Origin of the sequence: Pseudomonas sp. MPC6 (assembly GCF_006094435.1) — a bacterium.
Taxonomy (GTDB): domain Bacteria; phylum Pseudomonadota; class Gammaproteobacteria; order Pseudomonadales; family Pseudomonadaceae; genus Aquipseudomonas.
Genome location: NZ_CP034783.1, coordinates 723,895 through 744,261, shown reverse-complemented (window position 1 = coordinate 744,261; position 20,367 = coordinate 723,895). Strand labels below are relative to the sequence as shown.

17 protein-coding genes are annotated in these 20,367 nt (G+C 58.9%); 7 read left to right on the top strand and 10 right to left on the bottom strand.

Features of this window, described 5'->3' with window-relative positions; translation table 11 throughout:
• Window positions 1-468, bottom strand: a complete 468-nt coding sequence (locus ELQ88_RS05325; protein WP_138964026.1) for a hypothetical protein — start codon at window positions 466-468, stop codon at window positions 1-3.
• Here ELQ88_RS05325 and ureC point away from each other — a divergent pair.
• Complete coding sequence (ureC, locus tag ELQ88_RS05320) at window positions 467-2,167, top strand: urease subunit alpha (protein WP_138964024.1); 1,701 nt, start codon at window positions 467-469, stop codon at window positions 2,165-2,167. The two genes, ELQ88_RS05325 and ureC, sit on opposite strands and share 2 nt — an antisense overlap.
• Before the next feature lie 64 nt (window positions 2,168-2,231).
• On the opposite strand, the gene ELQ88_RS05315 is transcribed toward ureC, so the two are convergent.
• Window positions 2,232-7,475, bottom strand: coding sequence for an NEL-type E3 ubiquitin ligase domain-containing protein (locus ELQ88_RS05315; RefSeq protein WP_138964022.1), 5,244 nt, complete (start codon window positions 7,473-7,475; stop codon window positions 2,232-2,234).
• A gap of 253 nt (window positions 7,476-7,728) precedes the next feature.
• On the opposite strand from ELQ88_RS05315, the gene ELQ88_RS05310 reads away from it, so the two are divergent.
• A complete protein-coding gene (locus ELQ88_RS05310; RefSeq protein WP_138964020.1) occupies window positions 7,729-8,853 on the top strand; it encodes a HAMP domain-containing sensor histidine kinase in 1,125 nt (374 codons plus the stop codon).
• A gap of 217 nt (window positions 8,854-9,070) precedes the next feature.
• Window positions 9,071-10,105 (top strand): RHS repeat-associated core domain-containing protein, encoded by a 1,035-nt coding sequence (locus tag ELQ88_RS34535; RefSeq protein ID WP_228761589.1) that lies wholly within the window; start codon window positions 9,071-9,073, stop codon window positions 10,103-10,105.
• A gap of 58 nt (window positions 10,106-10,163) precedes the next feature.
• Here ELQ88_RS34535 and ELQ88_RS05300 read toward each other — a convergent pair whose 3' ends face one another.
• Both ELQ88_RS05300 and ELQ88_RS05295 read right to left on the bottom strand, forming a co-directional pair.
• On the bottom strand, window positions 10,164-10,469 hold the full coding sequence (locus tag ELQ88_RS05300) for a chaperone modulator CbpM (protein WP_138964018.1): 306 nt from the start codon (window positions 10,467-10,469) through the stop codon (window positions 10,164-10,166).
• Between the two features lie 23 nt (window positions 10,470-10,492).
• Window positions 10,493-11,440: a DnaJ C-terminal domain-containing protein gene (locus tag ELQ88_RS05295; RefSeq protein ID WP_128874341.1), complete on the bottom strand. Its 948-nt coding sequence runs from the start codon at window positions 11,438-11,440 to the stop codon at window positions 10,493-10,495.
• Window positions 11,441-11,738: 298 nt separating this feature from the next.
• On the opposite strand from ELQ88_RS05295, the gene ELQ88_RS05290 reads away from it, so the two are divergent.
• Window positions 11,739-13,013, top strand: a complete 1,275-nt coding sequence (locus ELQ88_RS05290; protein WP_138964016.1) for an Hsp70 family protein — start codon at window positions 11,739-11,741, stop codon at window positions 13,011-13,013.
• A 58-nt stretch (window positions 13,014-13,071) separates the two neighbouring features.
• Here the strand turns inward: ELQ88_RS05290 and ELQ88_RS05285 are convergent, their stop codons facing one another.
• The 3 genes from ELQ88_RS05285 to ELQ88_RS05275 form a co-directional block, all read right to left on the bottom strand.
• On the bottom strand, window positions 13,072-14,085 hold the full coding sequence (locus tag ELQ88_RS05285) for a hypothetical protein (RefSeq protein ID WP_128874339.1): 1,014 nt from the start codon (window positions 14,083-14,085) through the stop codon (window positions 13,072-13,074).
• 248 nt (window positions 14,086-14,333) lie between these two features.
• Entirely contained in the window at window positions 14,334-14,639 is a 306-nt protein-coding gene (locus ELQ88_RS05280) for a PsiF family protein (RefSeq protein WP_128874338.1), read from the bottom strand.
• Window positions 14,640-14,711: 72 nt separating this feature from the next.
• Window positions 14,712-15,500: a helix-turn-helix transcriptional regulator gene (locus ELQ88_RS05275; RefSeq protein ID WP_128874337.1), complete on the bottom strand. Its 789-nt coding sequence runs from the start codon at window positions 15,498-15,500 to the stop codon at window positions 14,712-14,714.
• A gap of 96 nt (window positions 15,501-15,596) precedes the next feature.
• Between ELQ88_RS05275 and ELQ88_RS05270 the strand changes: the two genes are divergently transcribed.
• Window positions 15,597-16,484, top strand: coding sequence for a DMT family transporter (locus ELQ88_RS05270; RefSeq protein ID WP_128874336.1), 888 nt, complete (start codon window positions 15,597-15,599; stop codon window positions 16,482-16,484).
• An 88-nt stretch (window positions 16,485-16,572) separates the two neighbouring features.
• Here the strand turns inward: ELQ88_RS05270 and ELQ88_RS05265 are convergent, their stop codons facing one another.
• The 3 genes from ELQ88_RS05265 to ELQ88_RS05255 all read right to left on the bottom strand — a co-directional run bounded on the left by ELQ88_RS05265 (window position 16,573) and on the right by ELQ88_RS05255 (window position 18,516).
• Window positions 16,573-17,463 carry a triacylglycerol lipase gene (locus tag ELQ88_RS05265; RefSeq protein ID WP_138964014.1) on the bottom strand — a complete coding sequence of 297 codons (891 nt, stop codon included), beginning with the start codon at window positions 17,461-17,463 and terminating at the stop codon, window positions 16,573-16,575.
• A 108-nt stretch (window positions 17,464-17,571) separates the two neighbouring features.
• Window positions 17,572-17,877 carry a multidrug efflux SMR transporter gene (locus ELQ88_RS05260; RefSeq protein WP_128874334.1) on the bottom strand — a complete coding sequence of 102 codons (306 nt, stop codon included), beginning with the start codon at window positions 17,875-17,877 and terminating at the stop codon, window positions 17,572-17,574.
• Window positions 17,878-18,516 carry an NAD(P)H-dependent oxidoreductase gene (locus ELQ88_RS05255; RefSeq protein ID WP_138964012.1) on the bottom strand — a complete coding sequence of 213 codons (639 nt, stop codon included), beginning with the start codon at window positions 18,514-18,516 and terminating at the stop codon, window positions 17,878-17,880. It lies immediately after the preceding gene.
• A 124-nt stretch (window positions 18,517-18,640) separates the two neighbouring features.
• On the opposite strand from ELQ88_RS05255, the gene ELQ88_RS05250 reads away from it, so the two are divergent.
• On the top strand, window positions 18,641-19,573 hold the full coding sequence (locus ELQ88_RS05250; protein WP_138964010.1) for a LysR substrate-binding domain-containing protein: 933 nt from the start codon (window positions 18,641-18,643) through the stop codon (window positions 19,571-19,573).
• Window positions 19,574-19,707: 134 nt separating this feature from the next.
• Window positions 19,708-20,238 (top strand): ferritin-like domain-containing protein, encoded by a 531-nt coding sequence (locus ELQ88_RS05245; protein ID WP_064675658.1) that lies wholly within the window; start codon window positions 19,708-19,710, stop codon window positions 20,236-20,238.
• Window positions 20,239-20,367: the final 129 nt, after the last annotated feature.

Genomic DNA, 20,367 nt, shown 5'->3' with positions numbered 1-20,367 from the left:
TTATGCAGTGCCTGCAGCGGCCCCTTCGCCAGCAAGCCGGCTCCTACAAGGGAAATCGCATTCACCGGCATGTCGGCGCCGGAATGCAATCGCGGTCGCCGGCATATCGGCTTGAAATGCAATTGCATTCGCCGGCATTCGGCGCCGGAATGCGATCGCGTTCGCCGGCATGTCGGCGCCGGAATGCAATCGCGTTCGCCGGCATGTCGGCGCCGGAATGCAATCGCGTTCGCCGGCATTCGGCGCCGGAATGCGATCGCGTTCGCCGGCATTCGGCGCCGGAATGCGATCGCGTTCGCCGGCATTCGGCGCCGGAATGCGATCGCGTTCGCCGGCATTCGGCGCCGGAATGCGATCGCGTTCGCCGGCATTCGGCTTGTACTGCAATCCCCTGTAGGAGCTGGCTTGCCAGCGATAGCGAGCGACGCGAGCGGTCTCGAAAACCATTGAATCCCAAGGCAACCCCATGAAAATCTCAAGACAAGCCTACGCCGACATGTTCGGTCCCACCGTCGGCGACAAGGTCCGTCTGGCCGACACCGAGCTGTGGATCGAAGTGGAAAAGGACTTCACCACCTACGGCGAAGAAGTGAAATTCGGCGGCGGCAAAGTCATCCGCGACGGCCAGGGCCAAAGTCAGTTATTGGCCGCCGAAGTGGTCGACACCCTGATCACCAACGCGCTGATCATCGATCACTGGGGCATCGTCAAGGCCGACGTCGGCCTCAAGGACGGGCGCATCGCCGGCATCGGCAAGGCCGGCAACCCGGACATCCAGCCCGGCGTCACCATCGCGATCGGCGCCAGCACCGAAGTGATCGCCGGTGAAGGCATGATCCTCACCGCTGGCGGCATCGACACCCATATCCACTTCATCTGCCCGCAGCAGATCGAAGAAGCGCTGATGAGTGGCGTCACCACCATGATCGGCGGCGGCACCGGCCCGGCCACCGGCACCAACGCCACCACCTGCACTTCCGGGCCGTGGCACCTGGCCCGCATGCTTCAGGCCGCCGACGCCTTCCCGATGAACATCGGCTTCACCGGCAAGGGCAACGCCAGCCTGCCGGAGCCCTTGATCGAACAGGTCAAGGCTGGTGCCATTGGCCTCAAGCTGCACGAAGATTGGGGCACCACACCAGCAAGCATCGACAACTGCCTGAACGTCGCCGACCAATACGACGTGCAGGTGGCGATCCACACCGATACCCTCAACGAATCGGGCTTCGTCGAAACCACCCTCGCCGCCTTCAAGGGCCGCACCATCCACACCTACCACACCGAAGGCGCGGGCGGCGGCCATGCGCCGGACATCATCAAGGCCTGCGGTTTCCCCAACGTGTTGCCCAGCTCCACCAACCCGACCCGGCCGTTCACCCGCAACACCATCGACGAACACCTCGACATGCTGATGGTCTGCCACCACCTGGACCCGAGCATCGCCGAGGACGTGGCCTTCGCCGAAAGCCGCATCCGCCGCGAAACCATCGCCGCCGAAGACATCCTGCACGACCTCGGCGCGTTCTCGATGATCAGTTCCGACAGCCAGGCCATGGGCCGGGTCGGCGAAGTCATCACCCGCACCTGGCAGACCGCCGACAAGATGAAAAAACAGCGCGGTGCGTTGCCGGGCGACGGTGCCGGCAACGACAACTTCCGCGCCAAACGCTACATCGCCAAGTACACCATCAACCCGGCGATCACCCATGGCATCAGCCATGAAGTGGGCTCGGTGGAAGTCGGCAAATGGGCGGATCTGGTGCTCTGGCGTCCAGCCTTTTTCGGCGTGAAACCGACGCTGATCCTCAAGGGCGGCGCCATCGCGGCCAGCCTGATGGGTGACGCCAACGCCTCGATCCCGACGCCACAACCGGTGCACTACCGTCCGATGTTCGCCAGTTATGGCGGCTCGCTGCATGCCACCAGCCTGACCTTTATCAGCCAGGCGGCACAGGAAGCCGGGGTACCGGAATCCTTGGGCTTGAAGAAAAAAATCGCCGTGGTCAAAGGCTGTCGCGACGTGCAGAAAACCGACTTGATTCACAACGACTACCTGCCAGAGATCGCCGTCGATCCGCAGACCTATCAGGTCAAGGCCGATGGCGTGCTGTTGTGGTGCGAACCGGCGGATGTGCTGCCGATGGCCCAGCGGTATTTCCTGTTCTGAGTAGCCGAACACAAACAAGGCCTGAAAGCAAAAAACGCTCCCTGGCCTTGGATTCAACGACAACTCACCGGTTATCCGGCTGCACCGCAAGGGGGACTTCGACGCGTTGAAGTTTGGCTCTAGCCATTGCTTCCCGGGTCAGTTTCTTCAGCAGGTTGTTCTTTTCGGTATTGAGCACATCAAGCTCTGCCGTGTATTCATCATTTGTCATCACGCGACCGGGAGGGACATCGACTGGCTGCTTGCCGAGTAGCGTCGCCAGTGTCGTGATTTTTTCGCGCAGTCGCGTACGCGCCGACGCATCGGCGGTTTGCGACCATTGCTGTTGTGCGGTCTGCAGGTCCAACACCGCGTCGATTTGACGCCGGATAGCATTGAACGTTTTGCGGTTGGCACCCTGGATATACCGGTTCCAGAAATCCTGCTCGATAATTGAATCCCTCAGAAGATCTCCTTCCTCAAGCGCGAGTACTCGCTTGTAGGCGGCCTCTATCAGCAGCAGCGTGACATCGTTCTCCTCGAACATCATGCTGCGCGACTGCCAAGGCAAATCCAGGCGCTCGGCCAGAGCTGTGGGATAGGCAAGATGAATTTCCACTTCATCAATAGACCTGACGGCGTTTCCCTCTTCATCCCGCTGTACGATCAGGTCGCCGTCCTGATCATATTCAGGAAGTTTGCGGCCTTGCTCCAGCAGTTCCTTGACCCTCGCCCGGGCAATCCTGCCCAACTCATTCAGACGTGACTTGCCCTTGGCCAGACTCACCAGCTCCGCTTCCACCAAGTCCTTGCTGACAAGACCGTAGGCCTCATGAACCAATACTTCGATGCCCATGGCGTTAAACAGCTGAGCCCCGCAATCGACACAGGTGGAGGGAACAAACGCGTCTTGGAAGAGCCTCTCGCGCAGCTCGGGGTTTTCGGCTACCGCCTCCAGCATTCGCCAGACCTTGCCGGCAAGCTCGGTTCGATACTCGGGAAAAGTATCCGAGGAGCCGGCGAGTTTTTTGATTTCAGCAAAAAATGCCTCGGAACCGAACTCGTCCGCCACCGCGCCCCAGAGATCACGTTTTAACGCGCGTAATTCAGGCGTCGCCCGCTCCTGCGGCGGCAGCGCGTTGATCCAGAAGCGGCTATCGGACATCACCGAATTGGGCGGTCGCCGGTCAGGATCAAGTCCTACCGACTCGATGTAGGTGTCAAGGGTTGCAAGATTTTCTGCCGAAAGCCATGGCGGCTCACGACTGATCAGCGTGCGTGCCACTATTTCAGCCCGCACGGAACCCGGGGCTACCACGGGCAACTGGGTGATCGGATTATTCACCAACCTCAAGTCGAAGTGCCGGGGTCGGGGCAAGGCAAAGGTCCCGGCAGGCCAGGTGGCGAGGCCGGTGTTCGACAGGTTCAGTATGTGCAAGTCAGGCATTCGGCTGACATCGGGCGCCAAAGCCAGGGGATTGTTTTCCATCCCGAGTACTTTTAGCCGGGTCAGGTTCTTGATGCTCTCGATGGCTGGCCCGGTCAACATGATCTGGTTATTGCCCAAGTGCAGTTCAAGCAGGTGCGGCATGTCGCTGATCGCTGCAGGAAGGCGGGTCAGCTGGTTACTGGAGAGGTCCAGGGCACGCAGCTGGCGAAAATGTCCAAGCACCCCCTCGACTAAATTGCTGAACTGCGAACGACTCAATCTCAGCCGGGTGACATGATCGAAATTCGCTTCCAGCGTCGGTAAGCTGCGCAGCTGGTATTGCAACGAGGTGTCACTCAGATCAATGCTCTGGCCGCGATAATTGCCGTAGGCGTCATAGTCTTTAGGACCGGTCCTTTGCCAGGCTTGCTTGAGGGCTTTGACGATTCTTATCCTCGCGCCCCACTCCCTGACGTACTGCGGGCTGTCTCTTGCGCCAGACCACTCATTCGGCGCCCGCAACCAGGTTTGCAGGCGGTGATCCAATTGCTTGTATTCCCGCTCGAGCCGTTTCAGCTGGTGCTCTGGCGAGTCGTCTCGAGCATTCAGGGCTGCAACGAATTCATCGACGTCTTCAAGGGTAAAATCGGGGTAGAGCGTCCTGACCCGCTCCTCGATAATCCGCTCCCAGACATTCTGGCCGCGACCGCTCAATGGGTAGCCGCGCCGACCGTCGGGCAACAGCGTCAGCGGCCTGAAGAACGGTTGACGTTGCGCCTGCATTTTCAGAACCGCGCGCAATTCATCACGCGCGAGTGCGTGTTGCTGGATCAGTGCCTCGAGATCGGCCCCCTGACTCACGTGGGGCACACCCAGGGATCTACGTTGAGCATCTGGCAAGGCGTGCTGAAGGGCGGCATACAGGTCATCCCTTCCATGTAAATGATTGTCGCTGGCGTCGCGTGCCTCGTACTGCCCCTCCCCGGTACGTACCAACACTTTGCGCTCAAGGGCATCTTCGGGGCCGACGCTGGCTCGTATCGCTGCGGTGAAGGAGCCATCCCGGACCTCGATGCGCAAATCGCCCGGCGAGTGAAGTAGTTTCCCCAGCGTATGCAGGACCAGGCTTTCAGTGTCCGGCATCGCCAGAGTCCCCAGGAAAAGCCCCTCATAAGCCCGCGCCAGGCGCACCTCTTGCTGCGCCAGACGCGCTTTTTGCGTCAATCGCAACGGTAGACGCCTGGTGGTTTTCATCTGGCGCTGCTCGTCGGGCGTCGCATCCTCCAACAATTCGCTTGCGAGCTGGGTCGGCACCGAGGAAAAGCTGCGCTGGACCAACTGAGTCCGGGAATTTCCCGCTTTCTCCCGGTCTTGGGACAAACTCTGGAAGATCCGCGCCCTGGCCTGATCTGCATGGTCGGCCAGCCGGTCTCGCAAGGTCAGCGCCTGCCTCTGCGGTGCGACATGTTGGCCGACCAGACCTTTGATTTGCTCCTCGCTGAGGAAGGTCAGCACACGCTCCGGCAATTGCCCCGCCATAAGCTCGGCTCGGCTGACCCTGATGACGTCTGAAGCCGGTGCGGCGATATCACCATATTGAAAGGAGTGGCCGCTCAAATCAGCGCCCTCGAACGCCTCTATCGCTTTGGCACGGGGCCACCCTGGCAGCTCGACCATCAAGGAAGCGGCATAGCCGCAAAGGTCATTCTGCAGTTGCCCGCGACGAATCTGCGTCCCCACTTCGCCGGCATCGGCATAGGCTTGAAACCGTGCGAGAGTGTTGGCCAGCAGCGGCGGCGTCGGCTCACCCTCGACATGCATTCGACGCAGTACGTCCTCATGTGTGCCACTGACCCTGAGCATGTGTTCGCGCTCACGCTCGGTAAAGGCATCCACCGAGGGGCCCAGACGGCGTAACAACTTGCTTTTCGGCCACTCCAGCGGCGCGTCCATCTCGTGACTCCAGGCCCCGTTGCCGTTATGGTTCAACTCGGGTTGGTAGGCGTCCTCCCGAGCAGGATGCTGAATCCGGAATGTTCCGGAATGCGGTTGCTCTTTCAACGCGTAATGCTTGCCCTCCAGCGGCAAAATATTTTCACCGGCATGCTGATGCAGCCCCAACTCGTTGGGCCTGGAGTTTGCCGGCAACTCGATGTTTCGCTCGTAGGGTTGGAGATCGGGCTTCCACAACCGCGTCTTGCCGCTGGGCAGGGTGACCGACTTCAAGCCTTCGACGAAAGGCGAAACCGTGTAGTGAAAAACCGGCGCCAGTGCCGCCATCGTCGCCAGGTTCTCCAGGACATCGGTGATGTGGGCCCAGCCCGCTTCCTTGTCACCCTGGCTCAACTCGCGCACACCCTCGATCGTCTCGAACAACAACTGGTCCGCGGTGACCAGCAGCAAGGCCGCGCCTACAGGCGGCACAACGAACGCGGCAATACCGACGACAGACAGGCCGATATTCAGGTAATTGGAGAGCCGACGTTCGCGCGTGAGGTCATCCTCGGTGGCGGTGGAGACGGCAAGGACTTGCGCGTCCTCTCGCATATGCCGACGTTTCTGACGAAACATCTCAGTCCAGATGCCAGCCATGCCGACCCACTGAAAGTTCAGCGGCAGCTTGGCCTGCAAATCGATGTTCTCCTGCGGGTCTCGTCGCCAGTGCCGATCCTCTACGGGACCGACCAATCTTGACGCCGGGCTCAAATACTTCAGATAACCGCGCACCTGGTCTTTCCAGTAAGTGCCGGACGGCGCGTCCAGGACCTTCTGGGTAAATCGAAGAAAAAAACGACCCCGGTCCTTTTCGCCGATGAACCGGCTGAAAAAGCGTTGATAGTCGGTGAGCGCGTCACTGGCGCTATCGATTCGGCTGCCCCGAGGCCGGTACATCAGTTGATGGGTCAGTTGCGCTTCGAAGTCCGCGAACGAGGCGTATTTTTTTATCGGGTGTTCGGGATCGTCCGGAATCCAGGCAATGACATAGCTGCCATCGTAACGATTGGCGTGGGTTGCAAAGAACACTGCACACTCGGCGATTTCGTACCCCATCAGCTGGAGCGGGCTATAGCTGATGGGGCGTCGGCTGCTTTTATCCCTGACGACAGGCTGTTCATTGATCAGCTCGACCAACATTTCGTAATGTGCGAGTTCGATATCACTGTTCAGGAGGGCTGCATAGGCGGCGGCCTTCATGGCGGTTTTTTTGCTATCGATGTAAGCCTGGCTTAATGCCTGCTGATGCGCCGTGCCGCCCTCATAAAGAATGTCTTTGATATAGGTTTCATACTGACCCCCTATATCCAGCTTTCGACAGATCGTGACGAACTGCGAAATTTCAAGCTCGCAAGACAGAACATCGAAGCGTCCCTGCGCGTCGGGTTCGGTAATGAATGTGGAGTTTTTATCAAAGTAACGCTCGCCGGCCTCGAAGGCTTCGAAGTTATGCAATGCCGCCTGCAGCAACGAGAAGGTTCTGCTACGTACATCGCCAGTGCTCACGCCCGTCGAGATACCGAAAAACTTGTAATCTACCGGGTAATAGAGTCGCACCCAGGTTTCCTCGACATCCAGGTCTATACCCGCTTCGGCCAAGGCCGTGGTCAATAAGGGCTTGGCAAAGGCGGTGATGCTGTCCACGCCAGCCAAGGTCTTGTCCCATTTATTCTGCGCATGACAGTCGGTTTCTATTAACGCTTTCAGTACACTGCGCTGATCCGCCGAACTATTTTCATACCAATCTGGAAGAGTGGGCTTAGTGTCTTTCAGTACCTTGCGCCGCAGCGGCGAGGCCTGAACAAGGCATTCGGGAATAGTGCTTTTTATGAAGTCGAAGTGACGACCCTTTTCATGTTCGTCGGGCTCATCGACCGTGGTGTTTTCCATAGGGGATTCAGACATATCGCATATCCGTATGCAGTTCAATTGAGCCTTCAATTTACTCACCACACACCTGAAACAACAAATCGAAAAAAAACAACGGACACTGCTGGGCAAGCGGTCATAACCATTCAATTAACAGCATGAAAAAATAATTAATTACTACCTTGTGTGCACATCCATACCGCTTCATCGGCGCTTGCGGCAGGGGCACGACAAAGGCGCCAGGATGCGCCACACTCAATGGCTATCATTGCCATGCAGATGCCCAGTCATGCGTTTACCTGAATTCATTGTGCAGCACGTAGATCGTATCGTTGATGAATGGGAAACATTTGCCGATGCCATCAGCGCCGACGATTCGCTGGACCGCACGACATTGCGCGATCACGCGAAGTCGATCCTGCTCGCCGCGGCAGCCGATATGCGCAAGGCACAGACCGCCAGCGAACAGGCGGCCAAAGCCAAAGGCGAAGGCCCGGAGAAAACCCCGAGCCTGGACGAGGCCGCGGCCTGTCATGGAGAGCTGCGCCACAACGTCGGGTTCGATCTGGTGCAGATGACGTCCGAGTTCCGCCATTTGCGCGCCTGCGTGATTCGTCTGTGGGTAGGCAGCCTGGAGTCGCCGGACATGACCTATTTCCAGGACATGATCCGCTTCAATGAAGCCATCGACGAAGCCCTTGCCGAGTCCACCGCGGCCTATGCCGAACAGGTCAATCATTCGCGGGACATCTTTCTGGCGATCCTCGGCCATGACCTGCGCGCGCCGTTGCAAGCGGTGAGCATGTCCACCGAACTGCTGCTGCGCAAGGTGACGCTCGAGGGCGATGCGCTGACCTGCGCGATCAACATCAAGCGCGGCGCGCGGCACATGGCGGTGATGGTCGGCGATTTGCTGGAGCTGGTGCGCAGTCGCCTGGGCAAGAGCCTGCCGATCGAACCCGTCCCGATGGACCTGGCGGACGCCGCCCATGCCGCGATCGCCGAAGCCTGTGCCGGCAACCCGGAGTGCGATCCGATACTCGACGTATCAGGAGACACCCGAGGCGTCTGGGATGCAGGGCGCCTGGGTCAACTCCTGCAAAACCTGATCGGCAATGCGTTGCAGCATGGTTCGAACAAACGGGATGTGACGATAAGGCTCATTGGCGAACCAGATACGGTTCGTCTCACGGTGCTCAACCACGGCACGCCGATTCCCGAGAATGCCATTGGCACCATCTTCGATCCTTTGGTGCGCAGTGCCGACGAAGAACTTGGCCAGCCGTCAACCAGCCTCGGACTGGGTTTGTTTATCGTCAAGGAAGTGGTCAACGCCCATGCAGGGACGATCGAGGTCAGCTCCAGTGAGGCCGAGGGCACGCTGTTTACCGTGGTGTTGCCCCGGCGAATCTGAAACAACGGCGCTTGTGTAGGAGGGCCGGTGCAGGCTGGATTCGACCATCCGTCGATGGTTGAGCGCGGTCTTGGCCAGGAGTTGCCGGCCTATTCCAGCAGATCCAGCGCCAGGGGGGGCGCCCGACTATCAGTTCTGCTAGTTCCCGGCACTTTGCAACAGGGTCAGACTGGGAGCGCTGATCACTATCAACGCTCTCACCAAGGAAGGCTGCGCCATGCCTCAGTTACCTGCTGATAACCAAGCGTCCGCACAACAGTCGCGCACTGTCCTGCTGGCTGCCGACAATAAAAACTCGATACTCGCTGAAGTCGCAAGTGGCAAATCTAATGCCATCGCTTATTCCGCCTACGGCCAGCAGTCCGCGCATCAAGATGTAGCGACGAACATCGGGTTCAACGGTGAATTGCGCGAGCCGCGCCTCGGCTGGTATTTGCTGGGCAATGGCTACCGGGCTTACAACCCGACATTGATGCGTTTTCATAGCCCGGACAGCTGGAGCCCGTTTGGGAGAGGCGGATTGAATGCATATATGTATTGCGTGGGGGATCCGGTGAATTCTTCGGATCCGACCGGACACATGAAAGCAGGCAAATTTTTTTCCCGTGCATTTGATTTTTTCTTTGGTGGCGCCGAGCAGACGGGGCGAAAAGGTATCGCCTATGTTCCGTCTGGAATGGGGGAAATGCGCCCTGAAACAGGGCAAGGGCTATCGGGGTTCTTCGAATCAGCACTTGTGGTCGGTGGAGCACCAGGGCCACGTAACGGCCTTCCGCGACAAACCTCCTATAATCATGGGCGTCCGAGTCCTGCTGGATACGACTCTGCGAGAGCTAGTGATCCTTTCGGACCAAACAGCCCAAGCGCTCTAGAAAACCCAAATCTAAAAGCCGGTCCATCCAAGCCCTCGAATCAAAAGGAAGGAGTGCATAAAAATAGCAAAGGGGAAGTAACAGTGACACGCCGTAATAGCAGTGGCCAAATGGTCACAAGCCCTCGAGAACCGGTTCGGGGTGGTGGAGATTCAACGAACATAAATCCGAGAATTAGAGTGTCTCAAATACAAGAGCGAGACCCAGGCTTTGCGGATACTCGGGAGGAAATGCGAAGGGCGCTAGTCAACGATCAGATACTAACGTTGAATAACCGACTGATACAAGAGGGGCGCGCACCGAGAGCTAGGCAAGCTGAGATAAGAAGGCAAGGCGGTTCCATAGCAAGTCGAGTCAACCGCATGCTTAATGAATTCTGAATCACTATGCGACTGTAAGCCGAGTTTCTAAAGTTCGGTCAGGAGTCTAACCATTTCGCTACTCCACCACCAACCGCCCCAACCGCTGCTTCAACATCCGATTCTCCGCCCGTAGCTGCTGGACTTCTTCAAGCAAATCCAGCGCCAGGGCAACACCTTCCCACTCCAGCTCCAGGTCGTGCCGCAGCTTGGCGGCACGCTTGGCCAGCGCCAGCTCATAATCGTTGAAACGCCAATCCTTGGGCTGCGCGCCCTGAGGTTCGAGGATGCCGTGTTCGACGATTTCGATCACGTAGACGTCCGACAAATCGGTCGCCTCACAGAATTCTGCCATGTCCAGTTGAACGATCAGGGGGCTGCTCATGGTGGGCTACTCCGTCTCTTGGATCAGAAGTTTTCTCGTGGATTGAAAGCGGCTTTTTTCGCCAGTTCCTGCCACAGCGCCTTGACCTCGTCGTCCGAGGTTTTAGGCATGACGGCCTTGAGTTGCACGAACAGGTAACCGCGCTCGCCGGTCTTGTTCATCAGGCCATGACCTTTGGCGCGCATGCGCTGGCCGTTCTGGCTGCCAGCCGGGACCTTCAGATTGATTCTGCCGGTCAGGGTCGGCACCGCGACTTCAGTGCCCAGCGCCAGCTCCCAAGGAGCCAGTGGCAGCGTGATGATCAGGTTCTCGCCTTCCACATCGTATTTCGGGTGCGGCGCAAAACGGATGATCAGGTACAGGTCGCCATTGGCGCCGCCACCGACACCCGGTGCACCCTGGCCCTTGAGGCGGATACGCTCGCCGTCGGCCACGCCGGCCGGGATCTTCACGTTCAGGCTTTTGCTGGTGTTGCTGACATGCTGGCCCGCAGCGTTGTACTGCGGCACCTGGAAGCTGACCTTCTTCGACTCGTTCGAGAGGGTTTCTTCCAGAAAAACCGGTAATTCCATTTCCACGTCTTGCCCTCGACGTCCGGTGCTGCGACGCGACTGTCCACCCTCAAAACCAGGTCCACGGCCGCCGAAGATCGAACTGAAGAAATCCGAAAAATCGCCCGTGTCCTGACCACCACCGAAACCGCCAGCGCCTCGTCCCTGCCAACCCGGCGGCCCCTGGAACGGTTGGCCGTGCTGGCCGTATTTGCGCAAATCGTCGTATTCGGCGCGTTTGTCGGCGCTTTTCAGCGCTTCATAGGCTTCCGACGCATCCTTGAATTTGGCTTCGGCGTCCTTTTCCTTGCTGACATCGGGGTGGTATTTGCGCGCCAGCTTGCGATAAGCCGCCTTGATCGTCTTATCGTCCGCAGTCGGTTCCACACCGAGAATCTTGTAATAATCTTTGAAGTCCATCGTGGGAGTCACCATCCGTTATCGATATCGCGCCACCTGCCAGAGCATGCACTTGATTTGCATCACCGGGTTTGACCGATCTCAAGATTGTGACCGGGCGGCGCATCAGAAGTTTATCGGCAGCAGTGGGCGGTTCTTGCGACCGTCCGGTGGCTGCCAGGCCCAATGCAGACAAGTTTGGGGCAAAGGATAGTCTTTCAAGGCGCTAATAGCTGAGATTTAGCGGATAGTCGGCCTTCGAATCTGTGCCGCAGTGACATACACTGCGCGGCCGTTTTTTAACCGGAACCTGAAAGACATGAAAAACGCATCTCCAGCCCGTGCCTGTGGTATCGACTTCGGCACATCCAACTCCACCGTCGGCTGGCTGCGCCCCGGCATGGAAACGCTGATCGCGCTGGAGGACGACAAGATCACCCTGCCGTCAGTGGTGTTCTTCAACATGGAAGAACGTCGCCCGGTGTACGGCCGGCTGGCGCTGCACGAGTACCTCGAAGGCTACGAAGGCCGCCTGATGCGCTCGCTCAAGAGCCTGCTGGGCTCCAAGCTGATCAAGCACGACACCAGTGTCCTCGGTACCGCGATGCCGTTCAAGGACCTGCTCGGGCTGTTCATCGGCCAATTGAAGAAACGCGCGGAAACGGCCGCCGGTCGGGAGTTCGATGAAGTGGTGCTGGGTCGTCCGGTGTTCTTCGTCGACGACGATGAAATGGCCGACCAGGAAGCGGAAAACACCCTGGTGGATGTGGCCCGCGCCATCGGTTTCAAGGATGTGTCGTTCCAGTACGAACCGATTGCGGCGGCGTTCGACTATGAGTCGACCATCGAAAAGGAAGAGCTGGTGCTGATCGTCGACATCGGCGGTGGTACCTCCGACTTCTCGCTGGTGCGCCTGTCGCCCGAGCGCCGCAACCACGACAATCGTCACGACGACATCCTCGCCACCGGCGGCGTGCACATCGGCGGGACCGATTTCGACAAGCAACTGAGCCTGCAGGGCCTGATGCCGCTGTTCGGCTACGGCAGCCGCATGAAGAGTGGCGCCTACATGCCCACCAGCCACCACATGAACCTGGCGACCTGGCACACCATCAACTCGGTGTACTCGCAGAAGTCCACCCTGGCACTGGGCAGCATGCGCTACGACATCGAAGACACGGGCGGCATCGACCGCCTGTTCAAGCTGATCGACCAGCGCGCCGGGCATTGGCTGGCCATGGAAGTGGAAGAAACCAAGATTCAGCTGACCCACGCCGACAGCCGGCATGTGCCACTGGACCGCATCGAGCCGGGGCTGAGCGTGGAGCTGAGCCGGGCGCTGTTCGAATCGGCCATCGACAACCTGCTCGAGCGCGTGCGCAACAGCGTCACGAAGTTGCTCAACGATGCGAATGTGCGGGTCGATCAGGTGGATACGGTGTTCTTCACCGGTGGCTCGAGCGGGATTCCGGCGCTGCGCGGCAGTGTTTCGGCGATGTTGCCGAATGCGCGGCATGTGGAGGGGAACATTTTTGGCAGCATCGGCAGTGGGTTGGCTATTGAAGCGGCCAAGCGTTACGGCACGATGGATTGACCTGAAAGACCTGTGGCGAGGGAGCTTGCTCCCTCGCCACAGTCAGATCAATACCTGATCAAACCATCCCCACCTGCTTCAACTCACTCTTCAAATACGCATAATAAATCGGCCCCGCCACCACCCCCGGCAGGCCGAACGCGGCCTCGAACACCAGCATTGCCAAGAGCAACTCCCACGACTTGGCACTGATCTGCCCGCCAACTATGCGCGCATTGAGAAAGTATTCGAGCTTGTGGATAACGATCAGGTAACCCAGCGCCGCCACCGCCACCCAGATCGACAGCGACAAACCGACGATGGTGATCAGGGTATTCGACATCAGGTTGCCGATCACCGGCAACAGGCCGAGCAGGAAGGTCAGCACGATCAGGGTCTTGGTCAGTGGCAGCTTGATGCCGAACATCGGCAGGACCACCGCCAGGAAAATCCCGGTGAAGAAGGTATTGAGCAGGGAAATCTTGATCTGGGCGAACACGATGTTACGAAACGCCTGGACCAGCAGGTGCAGACGATCGAACAGGGCGGCGGCCAGAGGCTTGCGCTTAGTCACGTCCGGCACCCGCTGCAAGGCAATGATCGCGCCCAGCACCATGCCGATCAGCAGCGTCACGAACATGTGCGCCGCGTCCTTGCCCACCAGTTGCAAGTCGCTCAGGTGCTTGCTCATCCACTCGCCGATCGCCACGCGGAATTCGGCGGCACTGGCAGGCAGATAGGCATCGATGAACGGCGGAAGTTGCCCGCGCGCCCGGTCGACCACGCCCATGAATTTGTCGAGGGAAGCCCCAGGGTTTTCCGCCTCGTGCAGCAGAAAACTGATGGCGCCGGCAAAGATCAACGCCAGCACGCTCACCACTAATGTGCCCAGCAACGCCACCGCCAGCCAGCGCGCACGCCGGCCTTCGATCAGCCGCTGTAACTGCGGGGTGAGCATATTGACCAGTTCGAACACCAACAGACCGGCCAACAGGCTGGGCAGCAGTCGCAACGGGATCACCAGCAGCAAACCACCAAAGATGATGACCCAACTGATTATCAGCAAGACTTGGCGTTGAGAAAACGTTGGCATACAGCCTCAAAACGAACGGCGTAAAAGGATTGGCAGTCTGCCAGCGTTCCGGTGACAGCACTAGGGATTGTGTGGGTCTGACCTTAGTGGGACTTTCAGTAATCTTTCAGGACTCATCGCGGGCAAGCCCGCTCCCACACGGTATCTGTGCTGAACAAAGAATGTGCAGACATTCGAGACCCCTGTGGGAGCGGACTTGCCCGCGATGGGGCCAGTACAGTCACCGCAAATATCTCGCCCCCAGTCGATTATTTTTTCTTCAGACAGTCACTCATGAACGCCTTGCGCTCATCACCCTTGAGGGCTTTAGTCGCGGCATCGGCGTTGCAGGTTTTCATCTTTTGTTGCTGGGGAGTCATGGGTTTGGCGGCCTCCGCTGCCGGCGCCGCTTTGAGGCAGGTGCTCATGAAGGCCTTGCGTTCATCGCCCTTGAGGCTTTTGGCGGTGGCGTCGGCGTTGCAAGTGGTCATCTTGTTCTGTTGGTCAGTGGCGGCGAAACTCTGGGCGCACATCAGTACACCGATCATCAACAAAGGGACATGCAACATCTTCATGGAGTTTTCTCCTTGTTGCCGCAGCGAGGGGCGCGGCCTCGCTCTGCAGTGTAGACAACTCCTGTTACACCTTCATCGGCTCTCCAGCTGGCTGCGTCGATACTGCTCCGGCGTGCATCCGGACTGGCGTTGAAACATCGCGATAAACGCCGACCCAGTGCTGTAGCCCATATCGAAGGCGATTTCCTGGATGCTGCGATGGCTGTCCAGCGCTTCAATCGCCGCCAGAAAGCGCAACCGCTGGCGCCACTCGCCAAAACTCATGCCCAACTCGCGCACGAACTGGCGCGCCAGCGTGCGTTCACTGACATGGATTTGCGCGGCCCAGTCTGCAAGGGGGCGATGATCTCCAGGTTCGGCGTGCATGGCTTCCAGAATGCCGAGCAATCCCGGGCTGCTGGCGTAGGGCAAATAGCACTCATGCACCGGGGCCAGTTGCAGTTGATCCACCAGCACCTGAGCCAGACGTTTGTCGGCGTCGCACTCGGGAATCTTCACATCCCGCGTGGCGAAGTCCTTGAGAATCGCCTTCAGAATATCGCTGATCGCCAGGGTGCAGGCCTGTTGTGGCAGGTCACGACATAGCAGGGGTGCCAGACAGACCGCGCGGTAGTTGATCGGCTGATTGCTGCGGAAACTGTGCTCGACCTGCGGCGGCACCCACACCGCGTACTGCGGTGGCGACATGAAGCGGGTGCGGCCGATCTCCATGTGCATCACACCATTGGCCGAATACTCGAGGGTACCCCACGGATGACGGTGGGCCGAGGCGTACTCGTGGGAGTTGAAGTCGGCGTAGCGGAAATAGACCGGGGCCGGTAGCACGCTGAAATCCAGCAGATCGATGTGTTTACTGTTCACGCTGTCCGGAATCAGTGGCAGATTGACTGGATCGCAGTATAGGCATTAATCCAGACAGGCGATAATCATCCCTCATTAACGTTCTGGTTTTTCCCAATGCAATACGCGTATCCCCTGCTGGCCATTTTCATCTGGGCCGGCAACACCGTGATCACCAAAATGTCGGCTGGAGCGATTTTCCCCGCCGAGATTGGCTTCTATCGCTGGCTGCTGGCCGGGATTCTGTTCACGCCGTTCATGCTCAAACCGGTAATTGCCCATTGGCCGGCGATCCGCCCGAACCTGGGCAAGATCTTCATCCTCGGCGTGCTGGGCATGGCGGTCTATCAAAGCCTGGCGTATTTCGCCGCGACGCTGACCTCGGCCACAAACATGGGGATCATCCTGTCACTGATGCCGCTGATGTCACTGGCCATGGCCATCGTCAGCCTGGGCCAGCGCCTGACTGCCGGGGCGTTGGCCGGTGCGGTACTGTCGTTTGCCGGGGTGCTGGTGGTGATTTCCTCCGGCAGCCTCGGCGCCTTGCTGGATCACGGCGTCAATCTGGGCGACGCGATGATGCTGATCGCCACCCTGGCCTATGCGATCTACAGCACCCTGCTGAAAAAGTGGCAATTGCGCTTGCCGCCGCTGGTCTTGCTGTATTTGCAAGTACTGGTGGCGGTAGTCGTGTTGTTTCCGCTGTTTCTCACATCACCGAAAATCGGATTGACCCTGCAGAACATTCCGCTGGTGTTGTACGCCTGCCTGCTCGCTTCGATGATTGCGCCGCTGGCCTGGATGCAGGCGGTTATGCGCCTGGGGCCGAGCCGGACCACACTGTTTTTCAATCTGCTGCCGCTGATGACGGCACTGATTGCGACGGTGGTGCTGCACGAGCAATTGGCGATGTATCACCTGGTGGGTGGGGTCCTGACCTTGGCCGGGGTGATTGTTTCGGAGCGCTGGACCACCGTATTGCGCCGTAGGCCTTGCGCTGCCTGATCTGATGTCATTCGCGAGCAGACTCTGTGGGCAACCGAGTCCAATGTGAGCGAGCCTGCTCGCGAAGAACGATGATTCGGTCGACCTGCTAAACCCCTGCCGCTTTCAACCGCGCCGCATGCTCGACAAACAACCGGACCGGTTGCGCGCCCTTGCCCACCAATCCCAGCGATTGATTGACGATGTCGAAGTGATCCAGCGGGTACTCATCACCAATCACCGTACCGAGATGCGAACTGTATCGCCCGACCATCCCGTCGCAATGCCCGACTTCGCGCACGAATGTTCTGGCAAACAAGCGACAGCTTCGGTTAGTCCCATCAAACAGGTTGGACCCGCGATCGGTTTTACCCGGTTGCAAGGTCCCGGACCAGGAGTAATAACGCACCCCGTTGACCACTTCAGGCCCCTGCCCGCCCCAGGTTAGCGGCAACCCCTGCGGATATTGCTGATTGAACAGCGCCACGCCTGCAGTAGTCAGCGATTGATGCGAGGCTGGGACATCCACTGGCAGTTTCGGCCCGCGATAACCGGTGTCCAGCAGGTTCATCAACGCGCCGATCAGCCGCAGCAAAACACCGAGCAGGCGACCCTTGGCGCTGTCTGCCGGGTAGTGTTTGTGCAGGTAGTCCGCCAGCTCCGAACCGTGATTGGGCCCGGCCACCGATGTGACCGAGGCGACTCGATCCGGGCGTTTGGCGGCGGCATAACGGGCGGTGAGCGAGCCCTGGCTATGGCCGATCAGATTGACTTTCTCGGCACCGGTCTCCCGCACGATCTCTTCGATCCGCGCCAGCAATTGCTCACCGCGCACCTCGGTCGAGTTGAGCGGCGAGACCTGCACCGCAATCACCGTTGCCCCATCCCGGCGCAACGCCGAAACAATCCCGTACCAGTACGGATAGAGCAGCAGACAGATAAACCCGAGCATTCCCGGAACCAGAACCAACGGATAGCGCGTGGCCGAACCTTGCGACATGGGCAAACATCCTTGTGATCGGTGAGGTGAGGCAAGGCGCGATGCAAGACATCCGCCAAGCTTCGACATCGAAGGTGACAACTGGACGACCAGTCTATGACAACCGCCCTATTTCAACCCCACCACACCCGCCACAATCAACCCCACCGATACCATTTTAACGGCCGTCAGGCTTTCTCCGAGTAGCGCGAACCCTAGAAATACGGTGCCCAGTGAGCCAATGGCGGTCCAGATCGGATAAGCGATGCTCACCGGCAGCTCGCGCATGGCCAGGGTCAGGAAGTAAATCCCGCCCACCGCGGCGGCCACCGTGATCAGCGAGGGCCAAAGTCGAGTGAAGCCATCGGCGTACTTCATGCCCATGGCAAAGGTGACTTCGAACCCGGCGGCGATCAGCAAAAACAGCCAGGCCATCTAGAACTCCCTGGCCAGTGTGAGTAAACGCTGCTCGGCCTCGGCCGCGGAAATCTGGAAAGTGCGCCCGGCGGACTCTTCGCCCTCGGCAGCCACCACCGTGAGGTCGGTAATGCCAATGAAACCCAACGCCGTGCGCAGCAACGGATCGGCATGGTTCATGGCTTCCAGTTCACCACCCGGCCCGAAACCGAATCCGCCCCGACTGGTGACGATCAGGGCTTTTTTCCCCCGTACCAACGGTTCATATTGGGCGACGCCGTTGTCCAGGGTGTGATTGAAGGTCAAGCCAAGCCGTACGATCTGATCGATCCAGGCTTTCAGGCCGCTGGGCACGCTGAAGTTGTGCATCGGTGTGGAGATGACCAGCAAGTCATGGCCTAGCAGCTCGCCAACCAGTTCATCGCTGAACGCCAGATCGGCCTGCATCGACAGAGGTCGCGCCTCGGGTTCGGGATAAAACGCCGCGGCGACAAAGGCTTCATTGACCGGCGGAATGAGGCTCCTGCCGACTTCACGGCGGGTCAAATGTGATTGCGGGTGGCTGGCCTGCCAGGCCGAAAGAAACACCTCAGCCAAGCGCCGGGAGTGAGAACGCTCGCCACGGGGGCTGGCGTGAACAGCTAGAATTTTTTTCATCTGATTCTCCTGAAGGATTAAACTCGATCTGCTTGTGCCTTGCAGACTGTGGCGCGAAGCCGTCCCTCTTCAAATGAACAAAAATCATTCTGGATGAATTAATTTCATTCATGGAGTTATTCATATGTTTGCCTCGCTACCGCTCACTGCCCTGCGTGCCTTTGAATCCGCTGCACGCTTGTCGAGCTTCAAGGCTGCTGCTGAAGAGCTCTCGGTAACCCCAACCGCGGTTTCCCATCAGGTTCGTTCGCTGGAGAGCTGGCTCGGTGTGCCGCTGTTCGAGCGGCTGCCACGACAAGTGCGCCTTACCGCGCGCGGTGAACGGCTATTCCACAGCCTGCACGGCGCCTTGCTGGAAATTGCGCAAAGCGTCGACACCTTGCGTCCGCAACGCAGCGTTGCGAGCCTGACGATATCCACCACCGCCGCTTTCGCCGCCCTCTGGCTGGTGCCACGTCTTGGACGCTTTTACGCCCGCCACCCCACGATCAGCCTGCGGCTCGACACTCATTGCGAAGTCATCGACTTGCATCAGGACGCCAGCGTCGATCTGGCAGTGCGCTACAGCCTCGATGACTATCCGAACCTTTATGGCCTGTGCCTGTTCGATGAATCCTTCGGTGTCTATGGCTCACCCGAACAAGTGGCCCTGGCCGGGCAGCGGGCACCCACGCTGATCAGCGTAAGCTGGCACAACTCCAGGCTCTATGCCCATGGCTGGGTTGCCTGGTGCGCGCAGTCCGGCGAAACCTGGCTGGCGGGGCAACCGGCGGTCCGGGAGTACGACGAAGAACATTACGCCCTCCAAGCCGCCATCGCCGGGCAAGGCCTGGTGCTGGCGAGCAATATTCTGGTATCCGAGAGTGTGTCCAGCGGCTTACTGGTGCCTTACCGGGGCGACATTCAGGTCAACGGGGCTGGGTACAGCGCTCTTTGCGTGCCGGGGCGCGAACGGCATCCGCCGGTCCGGGCGTTCTTTGCATGGTTGCAGGAAGAAGTCCGATTATCTGGCCTGGTGCCCGGATCGCAGGCTTTCCCCGCGCGCATTTCCCTGTAGCGCCTGGCGCAGGCTGCAATCGTTTCCAATGCCAAAATACATAAAACTTTTTGCGTCCCTCATTACTCACACCTTAAGTAGCGATCACTTCCTCAGAAGGTGACGCAAAACGGATCAGCCTCCAGGAGATCGAGATGAGCGATATGCATTTGTCCGATGTAACCACCCTGCGCGAGCGTGCCCGCAAGAACGTCGAAAACGGCGCAGTGACCGAAAGCTACAGCGCCGACCGTGAAGAAGTCCTGCGCTTGCTCAACGAATCGCTGGCCACCGAGCTGGTCTGCGTGTTGCGCTACAAGCGCCACTACTTCATGGCCAACGGCCTGAAAGCCCACGTCGCCGCCGACGAATTTCTCGAACACGCGACCCAGGAAGCCCAACACGCCGACCGCCTGGCCGAACGCATCGTGCAGCTGGGCGGCGAACCCGAGTTCAACCCCGACCTGCTGTCGAAAAACTCCCACGCCCAGTACGTGGCCGGCAACTCGCTCAAGGAAATGGTCTACGAAGACCTGGTCGCCGAGCGCATCGCCATCGACAGCTACCGCGAGATCATTCAGTACATTGGCGAGCAAGACCCTACCACCCGGCGCATCTTCGAAGACATCCTGGCTCAGGAAGAAGAGCATGCGGATGACATGGCCGATATTCTGAAAGATCTATAACGAAAAAGCAGCCTTATTGCGCATCAGTAACGCAGTAAGGCCGCTCCCATTCATGACAACAGAAAGCCAAAGAAACAAAAGCAAATCATTAAAAGTCCGACAACAAATTGTAACCCTGTCATTCCACAT

Bases quoted from the DNA above. Each gene is read 5' to 3' on its own strand.
- ureC (WP_138964024.1), top strand. From the start codon at position 467: ATGAAAATCTCAAGACAAGCCTACGCCGACATGTTCGGTCCCACCGTC.
- ELQ88_RS05315 (WP_138964022.1), bottom strand. From the start codon at position 7,475: ATGTCTGAATCCCCTATGGAAAACACCACGGTCGATGAGCCCGACGAA.
- ELQ88_RS05310 (WP_138964020.1), top strand. From the start codon at position 7,729: ATGCGTTTACCTGAATTCATTGTGCAGCACGTAGATCGTATCGTTGAT.
- ELQ88_RS05250 (WP_138964010.1), top strand. From the start codon at position 18,641: ATGTTTGCCTCGCTACCGCTCACTGCCCTGCGTGCCTTTGAATCCGCT.
- ELQ88_RS05300 (WP_138964018.1), bottom strand. From the start codon at position 10,469: ATGAGCAGCCCCCTGATCGTTCAACTGGACATGGCAGAATTCTGTGAG.
- ELQ88_RS05295 (WP_128874341.1), bottom strand. From the start codon at position 11,440: ATGGACTTCAAAGATTATTACAAGATTCTCGGTGTGGAACCGACTGCG.
- ELQ88_RS05265 (WP_138964014.1), bottom strand. From the start codon at position 17,463: ATGTCGCAAGGTTCGGCCACGCGCTATCCGTTGGTTCTGGTTCCGGGA.
- ELQ88_RS05280 (WP_128874338.1), bottom strand. From the start codon at position 14,639: ATGAAGATGTTGCATGTCCCTTTGTTGATGATCGGTGTACTGATGTGC.
- ELQ88_RS05290 (WP_138964016.1), top strand. From the start codon at position 11,739: ATGAAAAACGCATCTCCAGCCCGTGCCTGTGGTATCGACTTCGGCACA.
- ELQ88_RS05255 (WP_138964012.1), bottom strand. From the start codon at position 18,516: ATGAAAAAAATTCTAGCTGTTCACGCCAGCCCCCGTGGCGAGCGTTCT.
- ELQ88_RS05285 (WP_128874339.1), bottom strand. From the start codon at position 14,085: ATGCCAACGTTTTCTCAACGCCAAGTCTTGCTGATAATCAGTTGGGTC.
- ELQ88_RS05260 (WP_128874334.1), bottom strand. From the start codon at position 17,877: ATGGCCTGGCTGTTTTTGCTGATCGCCGCCGGGTTCGAAGTCACCTTT.
- ELQ88_RS05325 (WP_138964026.1), bottom strand. From the start codon at position 468: ATGGGGTTGCCTTGGGATTCAATGGTTTTCGAGACCGCTCGCGTCGCT.
- ELQ88_RS05245 (WP_064675658.1), top strand. From the start codon at position 19,708: ATGAGCGATATGCATTTGTCCGATGTAACCACCCTGCGCGAGCGTGCC.
- ELQ88_RS34535 (WP_228761589.1), top strand. From the start codon at position 9,071: ATGCCTCAGTTACCTGCTGATAACCAAGCGTCCGCACAACAGTCGCGC.
- ELQ88_RS05270 (WP_128874336.1), top strand. From the start codon at position 15,597: ATGCAATACGCGTATCCCCTGCTGGCCATTTTCATCTGGGCCGGCAAC.